Raw genomic sequence first — 23,282 nt, forward strand, 5'->3', positions numbered from 1 at the left:
ACTTGTCGATACAGGCTGCCCTTTTGGGTGGTCTGTTTCTCCTCAGCGCTATCTTTTCCGCACTGGCGGTTGATCAGCTTACCCTCAGCGTCGATAAAATCGATGGTGCGACCTGGCAGGCTGAACGTATCAATCTGCAGCTTGAATGGTTCCCGTCTTCAAAGAGTGCCTACCGGCTAAAGATCGGCAGGATTCAACTGCCGCAATTGGCTAAGCCTCTTGAAAACCTCACTCTGGATTGCCGCAGAGGCCAGGTCTCTGAACAGCTGATCCAGTGCGATAGCGGGAAACTGCATGTGACCGGATTGAAACTGGATAGGCCGGAGATGCAGGTGCATTTCAGGCTCAATCTTGACACGCTAAACCTGCAGGCTTCGCTCAAACAGTTAGCGGTAGCGGGTGGCAAGCTCGACTTGGACCTCTCGGCCGGCAAGAATCGATGGGAAATCGATCTGCAGGGCAGCGGAATCGATCTCCTCGCGTTGACGAAATGGCTACCCTCAAAAGCCAGGCCCCAGGGTGGGTGGAGCTATTCAGGGCAGCTGAACCCTGGTATCCATTTAGTTGGAAACGCTGGACAGCTGAAACAGGTGAAGTGGCAGTTCGGGCTGACTGATTTTGCCTTCAGTGATCCTGATGCTGTCAACCTGGCAGAAAATTTAACCCTGAGATCCCAAGGTTCGGCCAAGCTCAAAGATGCTCGGTGGGGCGGAGAGATGGAATTCGGGCTGCTCAGAGGTGAGGTTTTAACACCATTTTTCTATTTGAACCCCTCATCAAACCCATTCCACGCTACAACGAATTTTTCCAGCAACGAAGGGTTTAGTCACCTGTCGCTGACAAAGTCACACTGGGGTATTAAGGAGGTATTGGATGTGAGCTCGGATCTTTTGTTGGATCTCCAGCAGGAATCTCCCATCCGCTCCTTGCACCTCACGACAAAAGTCTTCGATGTAGGCAAGGTCTATCAGGAGTACCTGCAGCCCGTTGTTACAGGTACTCCCTGGGGAGACCTTGTGCTGGATGGCAGGCTTGACCTGTCACTGAAGCTCGATGAGAACAAACATTTGCTTTCAGCCACGTTGCACAATCTGCACTGGGATGATTCTGCAATCAGTGGTCAACCTCGGCGCATCGGTATTAAGGGCCTCGATGGCCAGCTCTATTGGAGCCATGGTTATATACCCAAAGACTCCTGGTTGAGCTGGCAGGGAGGGCATCTGCTGGAAAACATTACCTTGGGGGCATCGCGGGTCGACTTCCAATTGGACGACCGGCAATTTCGTTTGACCCGCCAGGCCAAGCTTTCTCTATTGGATGGGGCGCTCCTGATTGACCGGCTGGATGCCGATGATACAAACGGAGAGGGGCCACAGATAAAATTCGACGGCATGTTGACACCTGTCTCCATGAAAGTACTTAGTCAGGCGCTGGATTGGCCGGAGTTATCGGGTACGCTCTCCGGCATGTTGCCGGGGCTGACCTTTCAGGATGGTGTGGTGAGTGTGAATGGCGTACTGCTGGTCAGGATTTTTGATGGTGATATTCTCATCAAAGACCTTCGATTGGAGTCATTGTTCGGTGTCTACCCTCTGGTCCAGGCCAATGTGGAAATCAGCAAACTGGATCTTGAAACACTGACTCGAACCTTTTCATTCGGAAAGATCACAGGTCGGTTGGATGGATATATCCACGATCTGGAACTGGAAGATTGGTTGCCAGTTGCATTTGATGCCCATTTCCACACACCGGAGGATGATGACTCCCGGCACCGTATCAGCCAACAGGCGGTGGATAATATCTCCAACCTGGGAGGATCCGGCATGTCAGGCGCACTCGCCAGAACCTTCCTCGGTTTTTTTGATGAGTTTGGTTACAGTCGCTTGGGGATTGGTTGCCGACTGGAAGCGGGCATGTGTGAAATGAGTGGGGCAGGCAGCGCCAAACAGGGCTACTATCTGGTGGAAGGTGCGGGTATTCCGCGCATCGATATAGTCGGCTTCAACAGAAAGGCTGATTGGTATCAGTTGGTGGAACAGTTAAGACAAATGAGTGTGGCTGGCGCACCGGAAGTGCGTTAATAATACCTGAATGATATTGGTTGAGAAATTGAAATGAAAATAGCGAAATTGACATCCTCTTTCACCATGCTGTTGATGCTTACAGCCTGCGTGACCATCAACATCTATTTCCCCGCTGCAGAAGCTCGTGAGGCAGCGGAGAAGATTGTCGACGATATCCTTGGCGACGAGGTTCAGAAATCGATGCCGGGCAAAGATGATCAATCTTTGCAATGGAGTCCTTCAGCACAGCAGGTCTCCTTCAGTCTGCTGGATCTTCTGATACCGGCCGCACATGCGGCTGCCAAACCCGATTTCTCCGTCAATACCCCCGAGGTACGCCGCCTGCAGGCCTCAATGAAACGTCGGAACAGTTCGCTCCATCCGTACTATCAAAAGGGAGTTATCGGATTTACTCATGATGCATTGGTGGGGATCCGCCAGCTTTCGGCGGTCTCTCTCAAGCAGCGGACTCAACTGAAAAATCTGGTGAAGGCGGAAAACAGTGATCGAAACCGACTCTACAAAGAGATCGCCCGTGCCAATGGCCATCCGGAATGGGAGAAGGATGTGCGTTCGGTTTTTGGCCAAACCTGGATTAGAAAGGCCTCCAAAGGCTGGTGGTATCAGAACACGGGCGGCAGTTGGGTAGAAAAGTAGTGTTCGTGTAGAGGCACATCTTTCACCACGAAGAACACGAAGGACACAAAGAAAACTCATTGTTAATAAATTTTTCACCTTCGTGCTCTTTGTGTTCTTCGTGGTGAGTTTCATATTTCTAGACAAGTACCCTTTCTGCAACTCAGACAGGCGCTTCCCGGCCACAGAGGGTAGAATCCCTGCAAAATTTCAACTTGCAGGAAAATGAACATGGGGCGTCGTCGCCGTAAAAGACTACCGACAGAATCGGTAGAAGCCGAGATAGAATCCCTCAGCCATGACGGCAAGGGAGTCACTCACATCGAGGGCAAGGCTACCTTCATTTACGGCTCTCTGCCGGAAGAGAAGGTGCGCTTTCTCTATACCAACCAGCGTCGTAAATATGACGAGGGCCGGGTGGTTGAAGTGCTCACGCCCTCTCCGGATAGGGTGGAGGCGAAATGTGCACAGTTTGGTATCTGTGGGGGTTGTAGCCTCCAGCACCAGGCATCCGAGGCACAGATTCACTCCAAGCAGCAGGCATTGCTGGATGCATTGAAACACATCGGAAAGGTCGAAACTGAGGAAATCCTACCGCCGTTGGTGGGGGAGTCACGCTGGGGCTATCGACGTAAAGCCAGGCTGGGTGTACGTCATGTACCCAAGAAGGGTGGCGTACTTGTGGGTTTCCGCGAGCGGGGTTCCTCTTTCGTTGCCGATATCGATACCTGTCACATCCTGCATCCGAAGGTGGGTGAACTGCTGCCAGCATTGAGCGAACTCATCGACGGACTCTCGATTCGCAGTCAAATACCGCAGATCGAGGTGGCGATGGGAGATGAGACCTGCGTGTTGATCTTCCGGCTGTTGGAACCGCTGACCGAAGCGGACAGGCAGAAGCTGGAGGCCTTTGGCCCAGCCCACGATGTGGTGATCTATCAACAGGAGGGGGGGTTGGATACCGTCAAGCCGCTCTTGGGGATTCCTGCCGAACTTAACTACCGTTTGCCTGACTACGACCTGACACTCAATTTTCTACCCAACGACTTCACCCAAGTCAATACTGATATTAACCGCCAGATGGTCCGCCGCGCGGTAGATATGCTTGAGCTCACCGGAGATGATCGTGTGCTCGATCTGTTTTGTGGATTGGGTAATTTTACCCTGCCGCTGGCCCGTGAGGCCGGAGAGGTGGCAGGCGTGGAGGGAGACGCCGGTCTGGTGGCGAGAGCGCGGGAAAATGCTGAACGTAATAATATCAACAATGCGCGCTTTTTCACTGCCAACCTCTATGAAACACTTGAGGCTGAACCCTGGCTGCTCGAACGTTTCAATAAAGCGCTGCTGGATCCGCCTCGCAGTGGAGCCCAGGAGATGCTGGTACATCTACCAAAACTGGGTGTAGAGCGTATTGTCTACATCTCCTGCTATCCTGGTACTCTGGCCCGTGACGCCGGCATCCTGGTTCATGAGCACGGCTACCGATTGCTGAGCGCAGGCGTGATGGACATGTTCCCTCATACCGCTCATGTCGAGTCGATCGCACTATTCGAGAAGAGTTGATAAATGCCTGTTGAAATCGAGCGTAAGTATTTGGTTGTAAACGATAAATGGAAGTTGCATGTTGAATCTGAAGCGACCCTGAAACAGGGTTACCTGGCAACACTGCCCAATGCCAGCATCCGGGTTCGCGTGGCCAAGGGAAGCGCGCATCTGAATATTAAAAGCGTCACATTGGGCATCAGCCGTAGCGAGTATGAGTACGAGATCCCCCTGGAAGAGGGCGAGGAGATTCTGGCCAACCTTACCGTCGGCCCGATCATCGATAAAGTGCGTTACAAGGTGCGCTGTGGCAACCATATCTGGGATCTTGATCTCTTCCACGGGGACAATGAAGGACTGATTGTTGCCGAAGTGGAGCTGGATGCCGTGGATGAAACTTTCGAAATGCCGGAATGGGCTGGGGAGGAGGTGTCAGGCGACCCTAAATATTACAACGCCAGCCTGGTCAAGCGGCCATACTGCGACTGGTGATGTAACACCCGATTAAACAGGCCTGATCAAGCGCAGCGGATCGGGCATTATTCAGGTGGCAGATCAGACGCGTTTGCCGGTTCCGCTGCGCTTGAACCGGCCTACTTCAGTTCAGTGCTTCGCCCAGAACTTTTTATGATCTTATCCCGAATCTTCACACTCTCTCTGCTGATACTGACCGCCTGCAGCCAGCCACCAGACACCCAAATCCTGCGCATGGGGCTTGCAAATGCACCGCTCAACCTCGACCCACGTTTTGCAACGGATGCGGCGTCAGAACGAATCAATCGGCTGCTCTATCAACGACTGGTTGAATTCGACGATCAGAGCCTGCCGGTAGCGGGCATTGCTGATTGGGAGACCTTGTCGCCTACTCACTACCGTTTTCGCCTGCGCCAACCCACTTCCCGCTTCACCCATGAAAAATTGCTGGATGCTGCTGATGTGGTGGCAACCTACCAATTCGTACTCGACCCGCAGAATACCTCACCCCACCGGAGTGCTCTGGAGTTGATTGAGGATGTAACACAGGTCGATCAACAGACCCTGGACTTTCATCTCAAACGGTCTGATCCACTCTTTCCTGCCTACCTGGTACTGGCAATACAGCCTGCCGATCTGTTGGCTTCCGGACATCCATTCCATGAACAACCTGTCGGCAGTGGGCCGTTCCGTTATGTTGATCATTCCAAACCTGGACATCTACTGTTGGAACGACATCGTGATGGACAGAAAGTTGAGTTTATCGAAGTGAAAAACCCCACCGTCAGAACATTGAAATTGTTGCGGGGAGAGATCGATCTATTACAAAACGATCTCGCGCCCGAGTTGGTTGGTTTTCTGCGCTCCCGTAAAGAGGTAGCGGTGGCAAACAGACCGGGCAGTAACTTCTCCTATATTGGGTTTAATATGGAGGATCCCGCCACCGGAAATCCTCTGGTGCGCAGGGCTATCGCCCACGCCATTGATCGGAAAACAATTATCAGCCAGGTGCTGAATGATGCTGCGCACCCTGCGCTCGCGATTTTTCCGTCGGAGCATTGGGCCGGCGCAAAAGACCTCGAATCATATGACTACTCACCGCAACTGGCGCGCAGTCTATTGGCAGAAGCTGGCTATGATGCTGGACATCCACTGAAACTGGTCTACAAGACATCAAGTGATCCTTTTCGTATCCGGCTCGCCACAATCATTCAGAGTCAATTGAAGCGGGTGGACATAGAGGTGGATCTGCGCAGTTACGATTGGGGGACCTTTTTTGGAGACATCAAAGCGGGGCGATTTCAGATCTACAGTCTGGCTTGGGTGGGTATTCGGACACCGGATATCTTTCGTTATATTTTTGCCAGTGACTCTCTGCCACCCAAGGGCGCAAACAGGGGGCGTTACTCCAGTTCTGAAGTGGATCGTCTGTTGAAAGAGGTGGAGCAGGCCAAAACCCTAGCCGAACAAGCAAACCTCTATCGGCAGTTGCAGGTGATATTGCAACAGGATCTGCCCTATATTCCACTCTGGTATGAGGACCAACTCTTTGCCGCCCGCCGGACAGTGACGGGTTACCAACTGATGACGGATGGTAACTACGATGGATTGGAGCAGGTAGTATTGATGAACAAACGGGAGATTCCAGATGCCGAAACGAATGCTGCGTATTGATATCTCCCAGCAAAAATTAGCGCTGTTGGAAGATGGTAACCCCTTGCTCAATTATCCGGTCGCAACCGGCAGAAACGGCGCAGGTGAACAGTCGGGATCAGGTTGTACGCCGAGAGGGCTACACAAGATCCGCCTAAAAATTGGCAGCGGTTGTCCTGAAAACTCCGTCTTTGTCGGCCGGCGGGCAACCGGTGAGATCTATTCCCCAGCGCTTGCCGAAAAACACCCTGCGCGGGACTGGATACTCACCCGCATCCTCTGGCTGACGGGACTGGAATCTGGCCGGAATCGTGGGGGAAGTGTGGATAGCCTGCGCCGTTATATCTATATCCACGGCAGTCCCGACAGTGAACCCTTCGGTGTGCCCGTCTCCCACGGCTGCATCCGCATGCGCAACCATGATCTGCTGGATCTGTTTGAGCAGGTTGAAACCAACATGTTGGTAGAGATTCGGTAAGACGGATGGCAGACTTTTTACTCTCACGTTTAGTCAGTGCCCTGGTCGTTATACTGGGAGTGGCGACCCTGGTATTTCTGCTGATCCACATGGTGCCGGGGGATCCCGTTGATGTCATGCTGGGCGAATCGGCCCGTGCCACTGACAGAGAGGCGCTGCGAATTGCGCTTGGTCTGAATCTGCCTGTCAGCGAACAACTACTCGTCTATTTTTCCAACCTTGCGCATCTGGATCTGGGACGCTCTCTCTATTCCAACCTGCCTGTCAGCCAGGTTCTGGCAGAACGTATTCCCGCCACCCTGGAATTGGCTGGGGCATCACTGTTGTGTGCAGTGCTGATCGCCACTCCCCTCGGCATTATGGCAGCGGTGAGGCGGGGGGAGGCCTGGGATTGGGGTGCCATGGGATTCTCCATGCTGGGGGTCTCCATTCCCAATTTCTGGCTGGGTCCCATGCTGATCCTTCTCTTCTCTCTCTGGCTTGGCTGGACGCCAGTGAGTGGACGCGACTCTCTTGCCGGTCTGATTCTGCCCGCCATTACTCTGGGATCTGCTTTTGCCGCAATTCTCGCCCGCATGATCAGGAGCAGCCTGCTCGAGGTGCTGGGTGAGGACTATGTACGCACAGCCCGTGCGAAGGGTTTGTCTGAACGGGGCGTGGTCTTGCGTCATGCGATGCGCAACGCCTGGCTGCCGGTAATCACCTTGCTGGGGCTGCAGCTGGGTGCCCTGCTTGGCGGTGCCGTGGTGACTGAGATCGTCTTCGACTGGCCTGGTGTCGGCTCATTGATGATCGACTCGATCCAGAAAAGGGATTTTCCCGTGGTGCAGGGATGTGTGCTCTTTATCAGTCTGGTCTATGTACTGGTGAACACCCTGACGGATATCGTCTACGGACTTGTTGATCCCCGTATTCGCCTTGGTGGATCGCGGTAATGCGTCTCTGGTTCCCGGTCAGCATACTACTCATCTGGCTCATCATGGTGATCCTGAATCCACTCTTGACCCAGTCGGCAAATCTTATCGACCTTGAACAAATCCTTGCTCCGCCGGGCAGTGACAGTCTGCTTGGTTTTGATGACTTGGGACGGCCAATCCTCGAACGATTGATCGCGGGTGCCAGAACATCTTTTCTCATCGCTTTCGGAGTCGTGGTGATCTCCGCTCTGCTGGGTACTACGCTTGGATTGATCGCCGGCTACAAAGGTGGCTATTGGGATCTTTTTCTGGTGCGCGTGATCGATATCTTTCTTGCCTTTCCCGGTATCCTGCTGGCAATTGCCCTTGCTGGGGTGATGGGACCGGGTCTCGACAATCTGGTGATTGCGCTTTCCGCTGTCGGTTGGGTGGGTTATGCACGCCTGACACGGGCTCAGACGTTATCTCTCAAACATCGGGATCATGTGCAGGCAGCGGTGGCGCTGGGCAGCAGTTCCAGGGTAATCATGTTCAGACATCTGTTACCGTTGATTGCCGCGCCACTGATTGTAGAGGCAACCTTCGGTATCGCGGGTATGGTTATTGCCGAGGCCGGATTATCCTTTCTGGGGTTGGGTATTCAGCCACCGGAAGCCTCTTGGGGCAGTATGATCCGCGATGGTGCCGGTTATATGTTGATGGCACCACATATGGTGTTGGCGCCAGGTTTGGCAATCATGCTGGTTGTGCTGACGCTGAACCTGCTGGGTGATCTTCTGCGTGATAAATTGGATATTCGTCTTACTGAACAAAAAAAGTTGTGAAATAGAGCGCCTTCAGACTGTCTTTTCCAGCAAGATCCTTCATCAGGGTGCTGACAGCTTCCATTGCCTGCTTGCGGAGCGCTTCCTTGCCGTCCGGTGTCTTGATCTTTTTTCCATCCTGTTCAGAGAGCAACATAAGCAGTGTATGGCGAATAGCCGGCCCGTGAAGTTTCAGTTGTTCCAGAAATTCATCATCTTTCGTCATTAACTGGATATCGCAGCGGGCGTACTTACCCCCGCTGGCAAGATTAACCACAAGAGAGGGTTTGATTTCGTAGTAGCTGATTGTGGGGGGCGCCTCATCTTCAGCCCAAGCCAAACTGGAAAACAACAACAGTGACAACAGCAGAACACTGATCTGGCGCATGGTAGTTACCCTTTCCTCATCTTGACAGTCTATAAAACGGACGATTTCAATCGCATATTGTTTTCCCTTGATGATCTTTGCGGCATACTGCGGAAAAAGTTGAATGGAATTTGCCTGAATAACATTATGAGCCTTGGTCCTGTCATGCTCGATCTGAGTGGTGGATCGCTATCTCCCGAAGATCGCGAACGTCTGCTGCATCCGGCTACTGGAGGGGTAATTCTTTTCACCAGGAATTTCGAAACTCCCGGGCAGTTGCTCGAACTGACCTCTGAGATCCATGCCTTGCGGGAACCTCACCTGTTGATCTCCGTGGATCATGAGGGCGGGAGGGTACAACGCTTTCGTGACGGCTTTACCCATCTGCCACCGTTGGCCTGGTATGGCGAGCAATATACCCTCAACAGAAAGAGGGGGCTGAAGCTGGCGGGGCAGGGTGGCTGGCTGATGGCGGCTGAATTGCGTGCAGCCGGTGTCGATTTCAGCTTTGCGCCGGTGCTTGATCTGGGTTTAGGAATTAGTCAGGTGATCGGTGATCGGGCCTTTTCAGCGGAACCTGAGATTGTGGCACAACTTTCCCAGTCCTGGATTTACGGTGCACGTGAGGCAGGAATGGCCTCAGTGGGCAAACACTTTCCCGGTCATGGTGGTGTGGAGGCTGACTCTCATCTGGCATTACCCATCGACAATCGTCGTTTGGAGGATATTCAAATGGGAGACCTTCGGCCTTTTGAAAGGATGATCCACTTCGGCTTGGAAGCCATCATGCCGGCGCATGTAATCTATGACCGGGTTGATAGTGAGTTGGCGGGTTTCTCCTCATTTTGGCTGCAGGATGTGTTGCGAAAAAGGCTCGCATTTCAGGGGGTTATATTCAGTGATGACTTGAGTATGGCGGCAGCAGAAAATGCGGGCAGCTATGCTGATAGGGCGCTTGCAGCGTTACAGGCTGGCTGCGACATGGTTCTGGTCTGCAACAATCAGGATGCCGCTGCCGAAGTACTCGACTCCTTAAAGGAGTACAATGATCCGGCAGCTCATCTCAGGTTGATACGCATGCATGGCCGCGGCCATTTCAGTCGACAGGAACTGCATATGGACCCGCGCTGGATCAATGCCGTGGAATCGCTGTCGGCAGTGGAGGCGGACACCACACTCAACCTGGATTTGGGGTGAAACCGGAGAGAATAATGGCAATTACTCAGAAACAGGCTGCTGAGGTCATGCAAACTGCTGATCTGCTTCATTCCCAGGAGGCAGTAGAGCAGGCGCTCGACAGAATGGCGGTTGAGATCACCGGCAAGCTGGCAGGCGAAGATCCGGTGGTGCTCTGTGTGCTGAACGGGGCGCTGATCCCCATGGGACATCTATTGACCCGTCTGACATTTCCGCTACGCCAGGATTATATCCATGCCACACGATACGGGGCTGAAACAACAGGGACCCAACTCGAATGGATTGGCCACCCCAGCACCTCCTTGAAAGGGGAAACAGTCTTGGTCATTGACGATATTCTGGATGAGGGAATCACCTTGGCAGCAATTGAGGATGCATGCCGGGAAGCGGGTGCTCGAAGCGTTTATACCGCTGTCCTGGTGGAGAAAGTGCGGGTTAGGAATAGCACTATTCAGGCTGACTTCACTGGCCTGAAGGTAGAAGACCGTTACGTCTTTGGTTACGGAATGGATTATAAGGGTTATCTGCGCAATGTCGCGGGCATCTACGCGGTCGCAAAGTAGCCTGTTGATCTGAACATATTCAAACAAAGCAAGGGTTTTCCCTTGAGCAGTCATTACCCGATAAGGGTTAACCCCCTAAAAAAATAAAAAAAATCCAATAAAATTAGTAGCCTATTGCCATTTTTCTGAAATTGGTCCAAGATCCCTATATCAGGAACAACCTGGCCCAGATCAGGAATCCAGAGTTCATATTGGCGGATAATGCCGCTGTTAAAGTTTGAGCGAGATTCCCCTCCGGAGGATTCGCGCCTGTCAGAAAATTCAGGAGGTATGGAGAAGTGTCCATTAAAACCCTTAAAGCACGTCATGCAGAGTTGCATGAGATGATCAGTGACCTGCGGGCTATGATGACCAAGGATCAGTTGAAGATTCGACCCAATGCAAAAACCGCATACCAGCTGATATGCGATCTATCAGCGAAAATGAAAGACCATATGGCAGATCAGGATCAGGGAATCTACCCTGAGCTGCTGACGCATGAAGATCCCAAGCTGAAATCCATGGCATGGGGCTTCCTCAATGGTCAGAAGCCCATGCGTAAGCAGTTTGACGATTACCATCAGAAATGGTTGAAGAATTGCGACTTCAACTTTACTGATGACTTTATTGCCGACACCTTCGAAATATTCGATATGGTGGATGAGCGCATTGAACGTGAGCAATCCGTTTTGTTACCTACGCTCGAATCCAACGGCATTTACGGTCAGGCTGCCGCGCAGTAACACACTCGCAATTGCCGATCATAAAGGGGCTTCGGCCCCTTTTTTGTTTTGAGCATCTGGTAGGGTGCACCGTGCGCACAAGAATAAGCAGCTTCAGCAATCATGGTGCGCCCAGCGCACCCTACGTTTGTCAATATTTCCTGATCCTCAGATGGATACAATAGGCCTTAGGTGAGGCATTCTATGCCGATAGTTTTTATTAATCGCTGACTTTAATTTATTCTTATTCTAATTCCTGACAAAAACACTTAAGATTTCGTGCAACTTCAGGGACTGGCTCCACTGAATTTTATTACAGGACATCTGTCCAGACATTCCATTAAAGAGGTAAACAAATGGGCGTACTTGTTGGCCGTGAGGCTCCAGATTTTACTGCACCTGCCGTGCTGGGTGATGGCACTATTGTAGATGCCTTCAACTTTAAAGAGGCGACCGATGGAAAATATGCCGTACTGTTTTTCTATCCCCTCGACTTTACTTTCGTTTGCCCCTCAGAACTGATTGCTTTCGATCATCGCTTGGAAGAGTTCAAAAAGCGTGGTGTAGAAGTCGTTGGTTGCTCAATCGATTCCCACTTTACACACAACGCCTGGCGTAACACTGCTGTGAATGACGGTGGAATTGGTGCTGTAAAATACCCACTGGTTGCTGATCTCGATCATGCTATCTGCAAGAGCTATGATGTTGAGACGCCCAACGGCCGTGTTGCTTTTCGCGGCTCATTCCTGATCGATAAAAATGGTGTGGTACGTCACCAAGTCGTCAATGACCTCCCCCTTGGTCGTAATATCGATGAGATGTTGCGCATGATTGATGCGCTGCAGTTCACCGAAGAGCATGGTGAGGTTTGCCCCGCTGGCTGGAAGGAAGGTGATGCCGGCATGAAGGGCACACCTGATGGTGTCGCAGAATACCTTGCTGGTCATGCAGAGGAGCTCTGATCGCTCAGTAAGATAGTCCGACCTGTCCAAAAAAAGCCGACTGAGCTTCAGTCGGCTTTTTTTTGTCCTGGAAACTAGGTTAGAATCGCTCTATAAGATATTGTTGCCGGGCAAATATTAATGACGAAACTGGCCATCATTGGCGGAACGGGTCTGGATAAGATTCCTGATTTGGAAATCACCCACCGCGAGGTATCACATACGCCGTTTGGTGAACCCTCAGCGACCCTGACACATGGTATTTTCGGCTCGACAGATGTGATTTTTCTGCCGCGCCATGGTCCTTCCCACACTATCCCGCCGCACCGGGTGAACTATCGGGCAAATCTTTGGGCGCTGAAGCATATAGGTGTTGAGGCTGTGATTTCTATCGCCGCCGTGGGGGGAATTACCCGTGATATGGGGCCTGGTCAGATTGTTGTTCCTGATCAGATTATCGACTATACCTATGGGCGGGAACATACGCTGTTTGAGTATGATCTCGAACAGGTTACGCATATTGATTTTACCAATCCCTACTGCGAACCGTTAAGGAAAGCTTTGATTGAAGCAGGAGAAGAGGTGTCAGCTCCGCTGACTGCCCGTGGTACATACGGAGCTACTCAGGGGCCGCGGCTGGAAACAGCGATGGAGATACATCGCTTGGAGCAGGACGGTTGTGACATCGTGGGCATGACCGGAATGCCAGAGGCCTCGCTGGCCAGAGAGCTGAATCTCTGTTATGCCTGTTGCGCAGTAGTAGCAAACTGGGCGGCTGGAAAAAGTGGTGATCCAATTAGCGTGGAAGCGATAGAAAAGAACCTGAAAACCGGCATGTCCGACGTCAATAGATTGGTTGCCAGACTTCTTCAGCACTACTGAAGCGTCTTATAACGAATCGCAAACTCGCGTGAGCCCAGTTCATACAGAGGCTCCTTAGCTCACAGACGACTCAGAGGCCCAATGCAACCCAAACCTCAGCAGAGCAACGGATTCTCCCGCACAGAATGGATGGTGCTGATCTTCCTGCCTATCATCCTGCTGTACTGTAATGTTTCCCGAGCAGACCGTTTTGATTTGGGATTGATCGCATTGCAGCGAGGAGACTTTGCCGAGGCATTCTGTATCTGGAATCCCCTGGCGGTGGAAGGCCATAAAGATGCCGCATACAACCTTGGTTGGCTCTATGCCAATGGGAATGGACTGAGTGTCGATATCGAAAAAGCCATCAGCTGGTGGAAAAGAGCCGCAGAACGCGGACATCATGATGCACAGTTTGCCATAGGTCTTGCTTATACCGCTGGCGAAGGGGTAAAAAAGGACGAACGGGAGGCCCTCTACTGGTACCTGATTGCTGCTAGAGGCGGGCATAAAGACGCCAGAGAGTATATTAGGAATCTTCTTCAAACCAACCAGTGGAGCGAGGAAAACGGCTTGGAAAAAATATTGTCAGAACCCTGGATTGGCGAAACTATAGGTGTGAAGGTTGAGCGGGCTAATTTACGGTCAGGTCCGGGCACTGACTACAGCTTGGTTGCCACTGTGGAGAGTGGTGCTGCAATGATCACACTAGGCAATAGTGGTGATTGGGTCCAGGTTATCGTGCGGGAAACCCTGGCCAGAGGCTGGATGGCTGGTTGGCTGGTTGAGGCACAAGCTGGTGATGGAAATAGTGATATGACCCGGAATTCTTATCCAAAGTAATTTTGCTAGTGCTATGCTAGGATATGGCGAATTGCCAAGGGCCTGTATGATCTGGAGGAACTGTGACGATGGCAGAAAATGAGAAGGAAACTGATGTGACCGAACCTGAGTCCTCTGCACCTAAAAAGAAAACCACGAAGAAAAAAGCCGCAAAAAAGAAGGTTGCCAAAAAAGCAGCGAAGAAGAAAGTTGCAAAGAAAAAGTCCACCAAAAAATCGGTGCCGGCTAAGAAGGTCGTCCCTGCTGCAAAACCAGATACCAAGCCCACAGAAGCCACTGCTGAACAACCTGTTGTCGTAGAGTCAACCCCTAAAGCAGAAACAGACACTACAGTCTCATCTGTTTCTGATTTAGCTTCAGCCGCTGCTGCTGTCCTTTCCACAGAAAAAAAGGCGGTACAGAGTCACACTGAAGAACCGGATAAAACGCAAAAAGAGGAGATGGAAATGACAACCACACCCAGCAGTTCAGCGGGATTCTGGCCAAAAATTATCTTCTGGTTACTGATCATAATTATTGGTTTTGCCTATGTTCGCTCTCTAGCAAAACATCCTGGCGATGAGGCTGCTGGATCCGCTGGTCAGAGCCAAACTTCTTCTGAACAGGTTACAACGACTGAAACCACTCAACAGGCTGCAGAAATTCTTGGAACAGTATCAGGTGGTCAGCCCGCTAGCGCGGCGGTTCAAACTGAGAGTGCCGAAACTTCTGCCAAAGAAGACTCGGTAAATGCGGCTGACAGCGTTGCAGCAGAGACTGAAGCTGCGGACGCTGCACCCAATGAGCCAACGGCATCAGCTGCTACAGATGCAGTAGTGAGTGTGGAGTCCATGGATAGCAAGGAATCTGCCAGTGAAGTAACTGCCGCTCCAGATCCAGAAGCAGCACCAACACCAACGACAGAAAGTGTTGCCGCCACAGTTGAGACTGAAGTGGCAACTGACACGGTTGCTGCTTCAGAGGCTAGCCCAGCTGACGACGCCAGCACCCCCAACGCTGCTGCGGCATCGCCCCATGCTGCACCAGTGATTGCCAGGTCAGAATCTGTGACTCGCATCCTTAAGGAATTTGACGATCTGCGTCAGGCTGCAGAGGCCGAAAGGGAGGCCATGCGCAACCTGATTCAGGCTGAACGAGCGTTGCGGGATGCAATGGCGCCACCGCCCGCGCAATACCGTCCAGGTTGGGGGCAAGGCTACCGTCCTTATGGGCATCCATCACCTATGAGCAACCAATAACAGATCGCCTGAAAATCTGTTGATTTACAAGGAAAGGCGGCCACCATTGTGTGACCGCCTTTCTCAGTTAATACTATTGACAAATTGCATGAAAAATTATTAAGGACGTTGTTTTTAAGTGATTAAATGATGACCAACGACAAAATTAGTCAGGGATTCAATAGTTGCCTGGGCTGTAAAACAAGATACGTTTATTAATGCTTAGCAGACAAGTGTGATTCAACAATAAATGCAGATACCAATAATAAATCACACTTTTGGAATGCGGAATTATTCCCTTCTGATGTATGGCCTTTGGGTTTTATTAATCCTATGTTCTGTTCTGTGGAATCTCTATAGTCTGCCATTGACCAGTAATGCTGCATGGATTCTGATAGGTATTCACTTGGGCGTTCTTTTGGCTGGCATATTGGTTAACTACCTTTTCTTCCATAAAGTTCTATTTGTTTTTCGCGTGAGTAAACTTGCCGAACAAGCGCTTAAGGAAGAGCGCCAATTTTTAAATACGATACTGGAATCGATATCCGACGGTATAGTTGTCTGCGACAAGGATGGCCATTTGACTCTTTTTAACCCCGCCGCCAGAACCTTTCTGGGTAACAGCGAACTTCATATCCCCGTTAACGAGTGCGCTTCTCAATATGGCTTGCATAGTGCGGATGGAGCACACTTACTCGCACGTGATGAATCTCCTCTGTATCGCACTTTGCAAGATGGAAAGGTACGCGGGCAGGAGATTTTTGTCTCGCCTCCAAATGGCGGTACTGAACGTACACTTCTGGCGAATGGAGAAACACTTACGAATAAAGAAGGGGAGCGGATTGGTGCTGTCGTCACGCTTCACGATATAACGTCACAAAAAGCACTGGAACAAGAACTTCGTTTGTCCTCCATGGTATTTGAGGCGCACGATGCGATGATCATCACTGACGACCAAGGTAGGATTCAGCGAGTAAACAGGCGCTTTGTTGAGATGACCGGTTATTCGCCAGAAGATGTATTCGGTAAGACACCGAGCATCCTCAAGTCAGGGAGACATGATGATCGTTTTTACCGCAATCTATGGAAGCAGTTGACTGACTCTGGCTCATGGCAGGGAGAGATATGGAATCAACGTAGAAATGGCGAGGTTTACCCTCAATGGACGAGTATCAGCCTGATTAGAGACAATAAAGGCACGATCATCCACTTCCTGTCCAGTATGGTTGATGTCAGCAAGCAGCGACGTGCAGAAGCCGAGGTCGAATTTCTCGCTTATCACGATAGTCTGACAGGTCTGCCGAATAGAGTTTTATTGTTTGACCGTCTCAATCAGGCCCTTGCACGCTCAAGCCGAAGCGGTTCCGTTGGTGCAAGCGTCTTCATAGATTTGGACCGATTTAAGAATATCAATGACTCACTGGGACATCTCGTGGGTGACGGGATGCTGAAAGAGTTTTCCCGGCGATTGAAGAAACTGGTCAGAAAAGACGATACTTTGGCCCGTCTGGGTGGTGATGAGTTCATGATGGTGCTGAATGAACTGGGTCCAGATCACGAATCAGCAACAAATAAGGTTTTATCGATAGCGGAGAAATTCAAAGCAAGCCTGGCAGAGCCTTACCACATCAGGGAATATGAACTGCACACGACCAGCAGTATTGGCGTAACGCTTTTTTCTGGTGATGGGGAGACTGCCGAGGACATTATTCGCCGGGCAGACACAGCCATGTATAAAGCCAAGGAGGAGGGGCGTAATGCCATACGCTTCTATCTTCCAGAGATGCAGGCACAGGTAAGAGACCGGTTGGCGATGGAAAACGATATGCGTATCGCCATGGAGAAGGATCAGTTCAAACTCTTTTTCCAACCCCAGATCGACATCCAAACGGGTGAATTGATTGGTGCCGAGGCGCTGTTGCGCTGGCGACATCCTGAGCGTGGATATATCCTGCCAGATCATTTCATTCCTATCGCTGAAGATACCGGACTGATAGTTTCTCTAGGCGAATATGTTCTAAGGGAAGTATGTTGTCGCAACAGAATTTGGCATGACGCAGGCTTGCCGAAGATTCCGATTGCAGTAAATGTTTCACCTGTTCAATTCCGCAGAACTGATTTTCTCAACCAAGTGAACAGTATCTTGGGTGATACCCAATTAAGCCCACGCTACCTTGAGTTGGAGATGACAGAGACGGCCTTCATGCAAAATATTGTCGAAGTGAAAGATACGTTGACCCAATTGAAAGCGCAGGGAGTCAACATAGCCATAGATGACTTTGGCACAGGTTACTCAAGCCTCTCTTATCTTAACCAAATGGCGATCGACAAACTTAAGATTGATCAATCGTTTATTCAGGATGTTTCAACCGATCAAAACAACGCAACGATAACAAAAACAATTATCTCGATGGCCCAGTATCTCAACCTTAAAACCATAGGGGAGGGGGTTGAAACTCTTGACCAATTCAAATTCCTGCAGCATTCAGGTTGTGATGAAGTGCAGGGGTTTCTGTTCCATGAGCCCGTTCCTATGGAAATCTTCTCGGATATGTTGAAGAATTGGCACAACTTCAAAGTAATGAACTAATTTCATTGCGTTGCTGTATCGCATTGTTTTTTGTAGGATGAGTGGCATTCCAACCATTAATTACTACGAATTTTCTTAATGATTAATCCAAAACAACGATTAATAGCAGTTTGCAGCCTGATTTTTCTTTTTGCCACCTTCCCCAGCCAAGCGGGACTTGAAGAGGGAATGGAAGCCAACCGAAAAGGTGACAGGCTGACCGCTTTCAACGAATTTCACGCGGCGTCATTTGCGGGAGATGAGCGTGCCTTCGGTAAACTTGGAAGTATGTATCTCTATGGCCTGGGAACAGAGAAAGATTATGTGAAGGCTTATGCCTGGTTTGGGTTGAGCGCTCAAATGGGTGATAGATATGGTCAGCGGTTTCAGGATGCCGCATCCTCCGCAATGACCCTGAAACAGGTTGGAGACGCCGAAAGATTACTCCAGGAATATCGTGAGCAGCTTAATCTAAGTGAGACATCACACGAGCAATAGTTCATGCCGGACCCTCTATGCATCGGCAATTGGAGGGAAAATACCATTGTTTCAACCACCGCTACGCCTCACACTTGCTTTTTTGATTATCGCTATCCTTGGCGGATGCAGCGAAATAGAATATGAGGTGATAAATATTGGTGCTGTTCCAGCTGTTGTCAGTGTGGCTGACGACCAGGAATCGCGCCTACGGGGACTCTCATTTCGGAAGAAACTAGGTGTTGACGAAGGGCTACTCTTTGTATTTCCCAAGGAGAAGATTCTGCATATCTGGATGTTGAACGTGGAAATACCACTGGACGTCGCCTTTTTCGACCAAGATCGAATACTTATCAATATCCAGTCAATGGAGCCGGACGATGGTGAAAAGTCCTATTCTTCTGCAAAACCGGCCCTCTATGCTTTGGAGATGTCACAAGGCTGGTTCTCGAGAAAGCATTTGACAACCGGCGCCACACTTCATCTGTCGAGACATCCATCAACCCAAACAAGATAATTCTTCAGCCAATACTGATTTTAAATCCGCTTCACTGGATGAGAAGAATTTAATTCCTGCGCAGTGAATATTTCGCTCATCCACTATTTAGCCTGAAATTTTGTGATTTGCTCGCCAACTAATAATTTCTGAGGAGACTCTTAAGTACACGAGATTATCAAGACAATAATACTAACTTAATTAATTCTTTATTATCAATATCTTGCTGGTGAATATGAATGTATTTAATTGGTTAATTCAGGGCGAAAACAAGAGGAAATTCTAGTAAAATCCCCATCGCCACAGGTTTTTCACGGTTGGAAGAGGGGTTATATTCCCGCTCACATGCAGATTCAGTATTGACACCAGCATCTTTACTGGTAGGGTCTGCATCCGCAAAGCTATCGCCTGTGTTTGGCGTGGCATCGTCTCAATGCCCACCAAGATTTAGTTGGGATTACTAGGAAACAGAAATGACAGACCTCACCCATTATCGAAATATCGGTATTTTTGCCCATGTGGATGCTGGTAAAACAACCACCACAGAGCGCATTTTGAAGCTCACTGGCAAGATCCATAAGACAGGTGAGGTTCATGATGGCGAGGCCACCACTGATTTCATGGAGCAGGAGCAGGAGCGCGGTATTACCATCCAGTCCGCTGCCACCTCTTGCGAGTGGAACGGGCACCGTCTAAACATCATTGATACCCCTGGACACGTTGACTTCACTATTGAGGTTTATCGCTCACTGAAGGTGCTTGACGGCGGTGTAGGCGTATTTTGTGGTTCCGGCGGTGTTGAGCCCCAATCCGAGACAAACTGGCGCTATGCCAACGAATCCGAGGTTGCCCGTATCATCCTGGTCAACAAACTCGACCGTATCGGTGCCGACTTCTACCGCGTAGTCAACCAGGTGGAAAAGGTATTGGGTGCAAATCCCCTGGTCATGGTGCTGCCTATCGGTACTGAAGACCAGTTTGTCGGCGTGGTAGACCTGCTGACTCGTAAAGCGTGGATCTGGGATGACTCAGGTAACCCTGAGAAGTACGAAATCCAGGACGTGCCAGCCGATATGGTTGATCAGGTCGAAGAGTGGCGCGAGAAATTGATCGAGGCGGCAGTCGAGCAGGACGATGATGCAATGGAGAAGTATCTGGAAGGCGAAGAGCCTGACATGGATACCCTCAAGGCTTGCATTCGTAAGGGTACCATCGCACTCGATTTCTTCCCCACCTACTGCGGCTCCGCTTTCAAGAACAAGGGCGTTCAGCCGATTCTGAACGCTGTTGTTGACTATCTGCCCAACCCGGTGGAGGTCAAGCCTCAGCCGGAGGTCGATATGGAAGGTAATGAGACCGGTGAGTATGCCCTTGTCGATCCGGAATACCCTCTGCGTGCATTGGCATTCAAGATTATGGACGACCGCTTCGGTGCGCTGACCTTTACCAGAATCTACTCAGGCCAGCTGAAGAAGGGCGACACCGTACTCAACACCTTCACCGGGAAGACCGAACGTATCGGTCGTATCGTGGAGATGCATGCCGACTCCCGTGAGGAGCTCAGTTCTGCCCAGGCTGGTGATATTATCGCTCTGGTAGGTCTGAAGAACACTCAGACGGGCCACACGCTATGCGATCAGAAGCGACCTGCCACCCTTGAGCCGATGGTCTTCCCTGATCCGGTTATCTCCATTGCTATCTCGCCGAATGACAAAGGTGGCTCGGAGAAGATGGGCATCGCACTCAACAAAATGATGCAGGAAGATCCCTCATTCCGCGTAGAAACCGACGAGGAGAGTGGTGAGACGATAATAAAAGGCATGGGTGAGCTGCATCTCGACATCAAGGTCGACATCCTCAAGCGTACGCATGGAGTAGATGTTACCGTTGGTAAGCCCCAAGTGGCATACCGCGAGACGATTACAAAACGTATCGAAGAGAGTTACACCCACAAGAAACAGACCGGTGGTTCTGGTCAGTTCGCCAAAATCGACTACATCGTTGAACCCGGCGAGCAGAATAGTGGCTTCGAATTCGAGTCCGTGGTCACCGGTGGTAACGTCCCCCGTGAGTTCTGGCCTGCGGTGCAAAAGGGCTTTGCGCTCAGCATGCAGGAGGGCACCTTGGCTGGCTTTCCTTTGCTCGATGTGAAGGTCACCCTGGTTGATGGTAGTTTCCATGCTGTGGACTCCTCAGCGGTCGCCTATGAGATCGCTGCAAAGGCAGCATATCGTCAGACTGTGCCGAAAGCGGGTCCCCAGTTGCTTGAACCAGTGATGAAGGTCGACGTCTTCACCCCTGATGACCACGTGGGTGACGTAATTGGTGACCTCAACCGACGCCGTGGCATGATCAAATCTCAGGAAGCAGGCACCACAGGCGTGCGCGTTAAGGCTGATGCACCTCTGAGTGAGATGTTTGGATACATCGGTGACCTTCGGACCATGACCTCTGGTCGTGGTCAGTTCTCCATGGAGTTCTCACACTACGCTCCCTGCCCAAACAGTGTCGCGGAGCAGGTGATCAAGGAAGTCAAGGCGCGTCAGGGTTAAAGGTTCTTCAAGAAGGGATTGCCGGATAAACCGATTCGGTAATCCCTGCTTTAATAAAGGGTCGGTGCAGAAATCATTCTGGTCTGACCCTGATAAGAGAAAAGAGGGAGGGCAACATGCTTTCAGAACACCACGATATCGACCATGAATTCCCCGAACTTCACCAGAAGCTCGAGGCACTCAGTGCAGCAGACGCAGAATTTGCTGAGCTGGTGAAGAAGCACGATAAACTCGACAATGAAATCCGTGAACTCGAAGAGCGCGGACAACCTATCGCGGATGAAAGCCTCGAAGCGATGAAGTATGAGCGCACAGAGCTTAAGGATAAGGTCTACGCGCGTCTTCGCCAAGCGTGATTGCTAACATCCTCGCGTTTACGCGGGGATGTTTAGGTTAGCTCCACCAGCCAGGCCCATTCGGGCTATGCTTTCGTGTGCAAAACCATTCTATGGAATCGGCACATCTTCAGAATATCCCACTCTGTCCTAAATTCATTAGGACATTGAATCTCCTCAAGTATATTATGCATCCCAGGCTACCTGGAGTTATGGATAATGACGATGAGTACACAGAGATTTCGCAGACATGCCGCACCCTCAATGGTGATTATTGCTCTGTTATTCACTTTTGCAGCGCTCAACGGTTGCTCAACGCTGGATCTGACGCCTGTCGCTTCTCCCGCTACTCACAAGCACTTCCCCGGTAAAATAGTTTGGCATGATCTGCTGACCCAGGATGTGGCACAGGCTGAAGACTTTTATGGGCAATTGTTTGGATGGGGCTTCAAGCGCCAGGGTGCTTATACTGTTGTGATGCGGGACGGGCAGGCAATCGGCGGCATGGTTGAAATCAAACCAAAACCTAATGGTCGAGGTATTGCTCGCTGGATCGCATCACTCTCAGTGTCGAATGTCGATCAAGCTGCCGAGTTCATCCGTGAGCAGGGAGGCAAGATACATGAGGGGCCTACAAATATGCGCCACCGAGGACGGGGTACCTTGATCAGCGACCCTCAAGGCGCACAAATTCTGCTTCTTCGATCAGCCAGCGGTGATCCCGAAGATAACGAACCCGCCATCAACGATTGGCTTTGGGATGAACTTTGGTCAAATGATCCCGCGACTTCACTCGATTTCTACCAAACCTTGGTGGGTTATTCCTCACGAGAAAACCGGGAGAACTACTGGATTCTGAAAATGAATGGAAAATGGCGTGCCGGCATCAGAGGGGTGTTCGATAAAAAATTAGAGCGGCGGTGGGTGCCTGTAATCCGTGTTGCCGATCCACAAAAGATTTCGGATGTTGTAACCAATCTGGGGGGCAGGGTACTGGTAAAGTCCGGGTCAGCTGAAGAAGACAAGCAGACCGCACTGCTTGCTGACCCCGCCGGGGCACTCTTCATGATTCAGAAATGGCCTGGTATTGCCACCGAAGGGGGAGAGTGATCATGACACTATTCCGTCGAAAAATGTTTGGCCTCATCCTGTTACTGGGTGCCGCGCTGTTGACAGGATGTTCGAGCACTGGCTCCTCATCCGTTGGCGGCTCCGTTTCATACGGCGCTTACTATGGTGGCTACTACGACCCTTACCCTTGTTGGGGATGTGGCGGCGACACGATTATCGTGAACCCACCACCAGGGAAACCCGATCGGCCCAAGCCACCCATCTCCAGGCCACCCAAGCCTACCAATCCAATTGCCAGGCCACCAGGCAACATAGGTCGGCCTGCAGCAAGACCCGCGTCACGGCCAAGAAGATCACGCTGAGGTGCAATGACTGGGTTTCCTCGTCCGAATCTGCTGTTGCGCTCTAGGTGGGATTGAAAACTTTGACGCTGCCTGCCACTGCCTCGTGTAGGGCAGTATGCTTGTAACTCGCTAGTAGGGAGGTACGTCATGCCATGGCGCTACCACTCAACAGAGAGAATTTA

The 23,282-nt window shown here is 50.9% G+C and carries 22 protein-coding genes; 21 read left to right on the forward strand and 1 reads right to left on the reverse strand.

Translation table 11 applies throughout. The features are described from left to right. Window positions 1-2: 2 nt before the first annotated feature. The 8 genes from HPY30_17720 (at window position 3) to HPY30_17755 (ending at window position 8,587) form a co-directional block, all read left to right on the forward strand. Window positions 3-2,081: a hypothetical protein gene (locus HPY30_17720; protein ID QYZ67661.1), complete on the forward strand. Its 2,079-nt coding sequence runs from the start codon at window positions 3-5 to the stop codon at window positions 2,079-2,081. A gap of 33 nt (window positions 2,082-2,114) precedes the next feature. Continuing rightward, window positions 2,115-2,720: a YdbL family protein gene (locus HPY30_17725; GenBank protein QYZ67662.1), complete on the forward strand. Its 606-nt coding sequence runs from the start codon at window positions 2,115-2,117 to the stop codon at window positions 2,718-2,720. Between the two features lie 210 nt (window positions 2,721-2,930). Then, complete coding sequence (gene rlmD, locus HPY30_17730) at window positions 2,931-4,262, forward strand: 23S rRNA (uracil(1939)-C(5))-methyltransferase RlmD (protein ID QYZ67663.1); 1,332 nt, start codon at window positions 2,931-2,933, stop codon at window positions 4,260-4,262. 3 nt (window positions 4,263-4,265) lie between these two features. Continuing rightward, window positions 4,266-4,733, forward strand: a complete 468-nt coding sequence (locus HPY30_17735) for a CYTH domain-containing protein (GenBank protein QYZ67664.1) — start codon at window positions 4,266-4,268, stop codon at window positions 4,731-4,733. Window positions 4,734-4,868: 135 nt separating this feature from the next. Then, entirely contained in the window at window positions 4,869-6,389 is a 1,521-nt protein-coding gene (locus tag HPY30_17740) for an ABC transporter substrate-binding protein (protein QYZ67665.1), read from the forward strand. Then, complete coding sequence (locus HPY30_17745; protein ID QYZ67666.1) at window positions 6,364-6,846, forward strand: L,D-transpeptidase; 483 nt, start codon at window positions 6,364-6,366, stop codon at window positions 6,844-6,846. Before HPY30_17740 ends, HPY30_17745 begins: the two co-directional genes overlap by 26 nt. 5 nt (window positions 6,847-6,851) lie before the next feature. Then, the gene (locus HPY30_17750) at window positions 6,852-7,781 is read left to right on the forward strand and encodes an ABC transporter permease (GenBank protein QYZ67667.1); all 930 of its coding nucleotides are present in this window, start codon (window positions 6,852-6,854) and stop codon (window positions 7,779-7,781) included. Continuing rightward, window positions 7,781-8,587, forward strand: coding sequence for an ABC transporter permease (locus HPY30_17755; protein ID QYZ67668.1), 807 nt, complete (start codon window positions 7,781-7,783; stop codon window positions 8,585-8,587). Before HPY30_17750 ends, HPY30_17755 begins: the two co-directional genes overlap by 1 nt. Here the strand turns inward: HPY30_17755 and HPY30_17760 are convergent. Next, window positions 8,565-8,954 carry a flagellar basal body protein FliL gene (locus HPY30_17760; protein QYZ67669.1) on the reverse strand — a complete coding sequence of 130 codons (390 nt, stop codon included), beginning with the start codon at window positions 8,952-8,954 and terminating at the stop codon, window positions 8,565-8,567. The genes HPY30_17755 and HPY30_17760 overlap by 23 nt on opposite strands. Window positions 8,955-9,080: 126 nt before the next feature. Between HPY30_17760 and nagZ the strand changes: the two genes are divergently transcribed. The 13 genes from nagZ (at window position 9,081) to HPY30_17825 (ending at window position 22,795) form a co-directional block, all read left to right on the forward strand. Beyond that, entirely contained in the window at window positions 9,081-10,130 is a 1,050-nt protein-coding gene (nagZ, locus tag HPY30_17765) for a beta-N-acetylhexosaminidase (protein QYZ67670.1), read from the forward strand. 14 nt (window positions 10,131-10,144) lie between these two features. Further along, the gene (locus HPY30_17770) at window positions 10,145-10,693 is read left to right on the forward strand and encodes a hypoxanthine-guanine phosphoribosyltransferase (GenBank protein ID QYZ67671.1); all 549 of its coding nucleotides are present in this window, start codon (window positions 10,145-10,147) and stop codon (window positions 10,691-10,693) included. 284 nt (window positions 10,694-10,977) lie between these two features. Further along, window positions 10,978-11,415 carry a hemerythrin domain-containing protein gene (locus HPY30_17775; GenBank protein QYZ68118.1) on the forward strand — a complete coding sequence of 146 codons (438 nt, stop codon included), beginning with the start codon at window positions 10,978-10,980 and terminating at the stop codon, window positions 11,413-11,415. Window positions 11,416-11,750: 335 nt separating this feature from the next. Beyond that, the gene (locus HPY30_17780; GenBank protein ID QYZ67672.1) at window positions 11,751-12,356 is read left to right on the forward strand and encodes a peroxiredoxin C; all 606 of its coding nucleotides are present in this window, start codon (window positions 11,751-11,753) and stop codon (window positions 12,354-12,356) included. Window positions 12,357-12,476: 120 nt separating this feature from the next. Beyond that, on the forward strand, window positions 12,477-13,217 hold the full coding sequence (locus tag HPY30_17785) for an S-methyl-5'-thioinosine phosphorylase (GenBank protein ID QYZ67673.1): 741 nt from the start codon (window positions 12,477-12,479) through the stop codon (window positions 13,215-13,217). A gap of 129 nt (window positions 13,218-13,346) precedes the next feature. After that, window positions 13,347-14,039 carry an SH3 domain-containing protein gene (locus tag HPY30_17790; GenBank protein QYZ68119.1) on the forward strand — a complete coding sequence of 231 codons (693 nt, stop codon included), beginning with the start codon at window positions 13,347-13,349 and terminating at the stop codon, window positions 14,037-14,039. Between the two features lie 68 nt (window positions 14,040-14,107). Then, the gene (locus HPY30_17795) at window positions 14,108-15,277 is read left to right on the forward strand and encodes a hypothetical protein (protein ID QYZ67674.1); all 1,170 of its coding nucleotides are present in this window, start codon (window positions 14,108-14,110) and stop codon (window positions 15,275-15,277) included. Between the two features lie 385 nt (window positions 15,278-15,662). After that, entirely contained in the window at window positions 15,663-17,846 is a 2,184-nt protein-coding gene (locus tag HPY30_17800) for an EAL domain-containing protein (GenBank protein QYZ67675.1), read from the forward strand. 78 nt (window positions 17,847-17,924) lie between these two features. Further along, the gene (locus HPY30_17805; GenBank protein ID QYZ67676.1) at window positions 17,925-18,323 is read left to right on the forward strand and encodes a sel1 repeat family protein; all 399 of its coding nucleotides are present in this window, start codon (window positions 17,925-17,927) and stop codon (window positions 18,321-18,323) included. Window positions 18,324-18,459: 136 nt separating this feature from the next. Beyond that, window positions 18,460-18,819 (forward strand): DUF192 domain-containing protein, encoded by a 360-nt coding sequence (locus tag HPY30_17810; protein QYZ68120.1) that lies wholly within the window; start codon window positions 18,460-18,462, stop codon window positions 18,817-18,819. Between the two features lie 452 nt (window positions 18,820-19,271). Next, entirely contained in the window at window positions 19,272-21,350 is a 2,079-nt protein-coding gene (locus HPY30_17815) for an elongation factor G (protein ID QYZ67677.1), read from the forward strand. Between the two features lie 116 nt (window positions 21,351-21,466). After that, complete coding sequence (locus tag HPY30_17820) at window positions 21,467-21,706, forward strand: DUF465 domain-containing protein (protein ID QYZ67678.1); 240 nt, start codon at window positions 21,467-21,469, stop codon at window positions 21,704-21,706. Window positions 21,707-21,910: 204 nt separating this feature from the next. Beyond that, window positions 21,911-22,795 carry a VOC family protein gene (locus tag HPY30_17825; GenBank protein QYZ67679.1) on the forward strand — a complete coding sequence of 295 codons (885 nt, stop codon included), beginning with the start codon at window positions 21,911-21,913 and terminating at the stop codon, window positions 22,793-22,795. The last annotated feature ends 487 nt before the right edge of the window (window positions 22,796-23,282 follow it).

The organism is Gammaproteobacteria bacterium (ex Lamellibrachia satsuma) (assembly GCA_019623805.1).
Classification (GTDB): Bacteria; Pseudomonadota; Gammaproteobacteria; order Chromatiales; family Chromatiaceae; genus QGON01.

Bases quoted from the DNA above. Each gene is read 5' to 3' on its own strand.
- HPY30_17725 (QYZ67662.1), top strand. From the start codon at position 2,115: ATGAAAATAGCGAAATTGACATCCTCTTTCACCATGCTGTTGATGCTT.
- rlmD (QYZ67663.1), top strand. From the start codon at position 2,931: ATGGGGCGTCGTCGCCGTAAAAGACTACCGACAGAATCGGTAGAAGCC.
- HPY30_17735 (QYZ67664.1), top strand. From the start codon at position 4,266: ATGCCTGTTGAAATCGAGCGTAAGTATTTGGTTGTAAACGATAAATGG.
- HPY30_17740 (QYZ67665.1), top strand. From the start codon at position 4,869: ATGATCTTATCCCGAATCTTCACACTCTCTCTGCTGATACTGACCGCC.
- HPY30_17745 (QYZ67666.1), top strand. From the start codon at position 6,364: ATGCCGAAACGAATGCTGCGTATTGATATCTCCCAGCAAAAATTAGCG.
- HPY30_17750 (QYZ67667.1), top strand. From the start codon at position 6,852: ATGGCAGACTTTTTACTCTCACGTTTAGTCAGTGCCCTGGTCGTTATA.
- HPY30_17755 (QYZ67668.1), top strand. From the start codon at position 7,781: ATGCGTCTCTGGTTCCCGGTCAGCATACTACTCATCTGGCTCATCATG.
- HPY30_17760 (QYZ67669.1), bottom strand. From the start codon at position 8,954: ATGCGCCAGATCAGTGTTCTGCTGTTGTCACTGTTGTTGTTTTCCAGT.
- nagZ (QYZ67670.1), top strand. From the start codon at position 9,081: ATGAGCCTTGGTCCTGTCATGCTCGATCTGAGTGGTGGATCGCTATCT.
- HPY30_17770 (QYZ67671.1), top strand. From the start codon at position 10,145: ATGGCAATTACTCAGAAACAGGCTGCTGAGGTCATGCAAACTGCTGAT.
- HPY30_17780 (QYZ67672.1), top strand. From the start codon at position 11,751: ATGGGCGTACTTGTTGGCCGTGAGGCTCCAGATTTTACTGCACCTGCC.
- HPY30_17785 (QYZ67673.1), top strand. From the start codon at position 12,477: ATGACGAAACTGGCCATCATTGGCGGAACGGGTCTGGATAAGATTCCT.
- HPY30_17790 (QYZ68119.1), top strand. From the start codon at position 13,347: ATGGTGCTGATCTTCCTGCCTATCATCCTGCTGTACTGTAATGTTTCC.
- HPY30_17795 (QYZ67674.1), top strand. From the start codon at position 14,108: ATGGCAGAAAATGAGAAGGAAACTGATGTGACCGAACCTGAGTCCTCT.
- HPY30_17805 (QYZ67676.1), top strand. From the start codon at position 17,925: ATGATTAATCCAAAACAACGATTAATAGCAGTTTGCAGCCTGATTTTT.
- HPY30_17815 (QYZ67677.1), top strand. From the start codon at position 19,272: ATGACAGACCTCACCCATTATCGAAATATCGGTATTTTTGCCCATGTG.
- HPY30_17820 (QYZ67678.1), top strand. From the start codon at position 21,467: ATGCTTTCAGAACACCACGATATCGACCATGAATTCCCCGAACTTCAC.
- HPY30_17825 (QYZ67679.1), top strand. From the start codon at position 21,911: ATGAGTACACAGAGATTTCGCAGACATGCCGCACCCTCAATGGTGATT.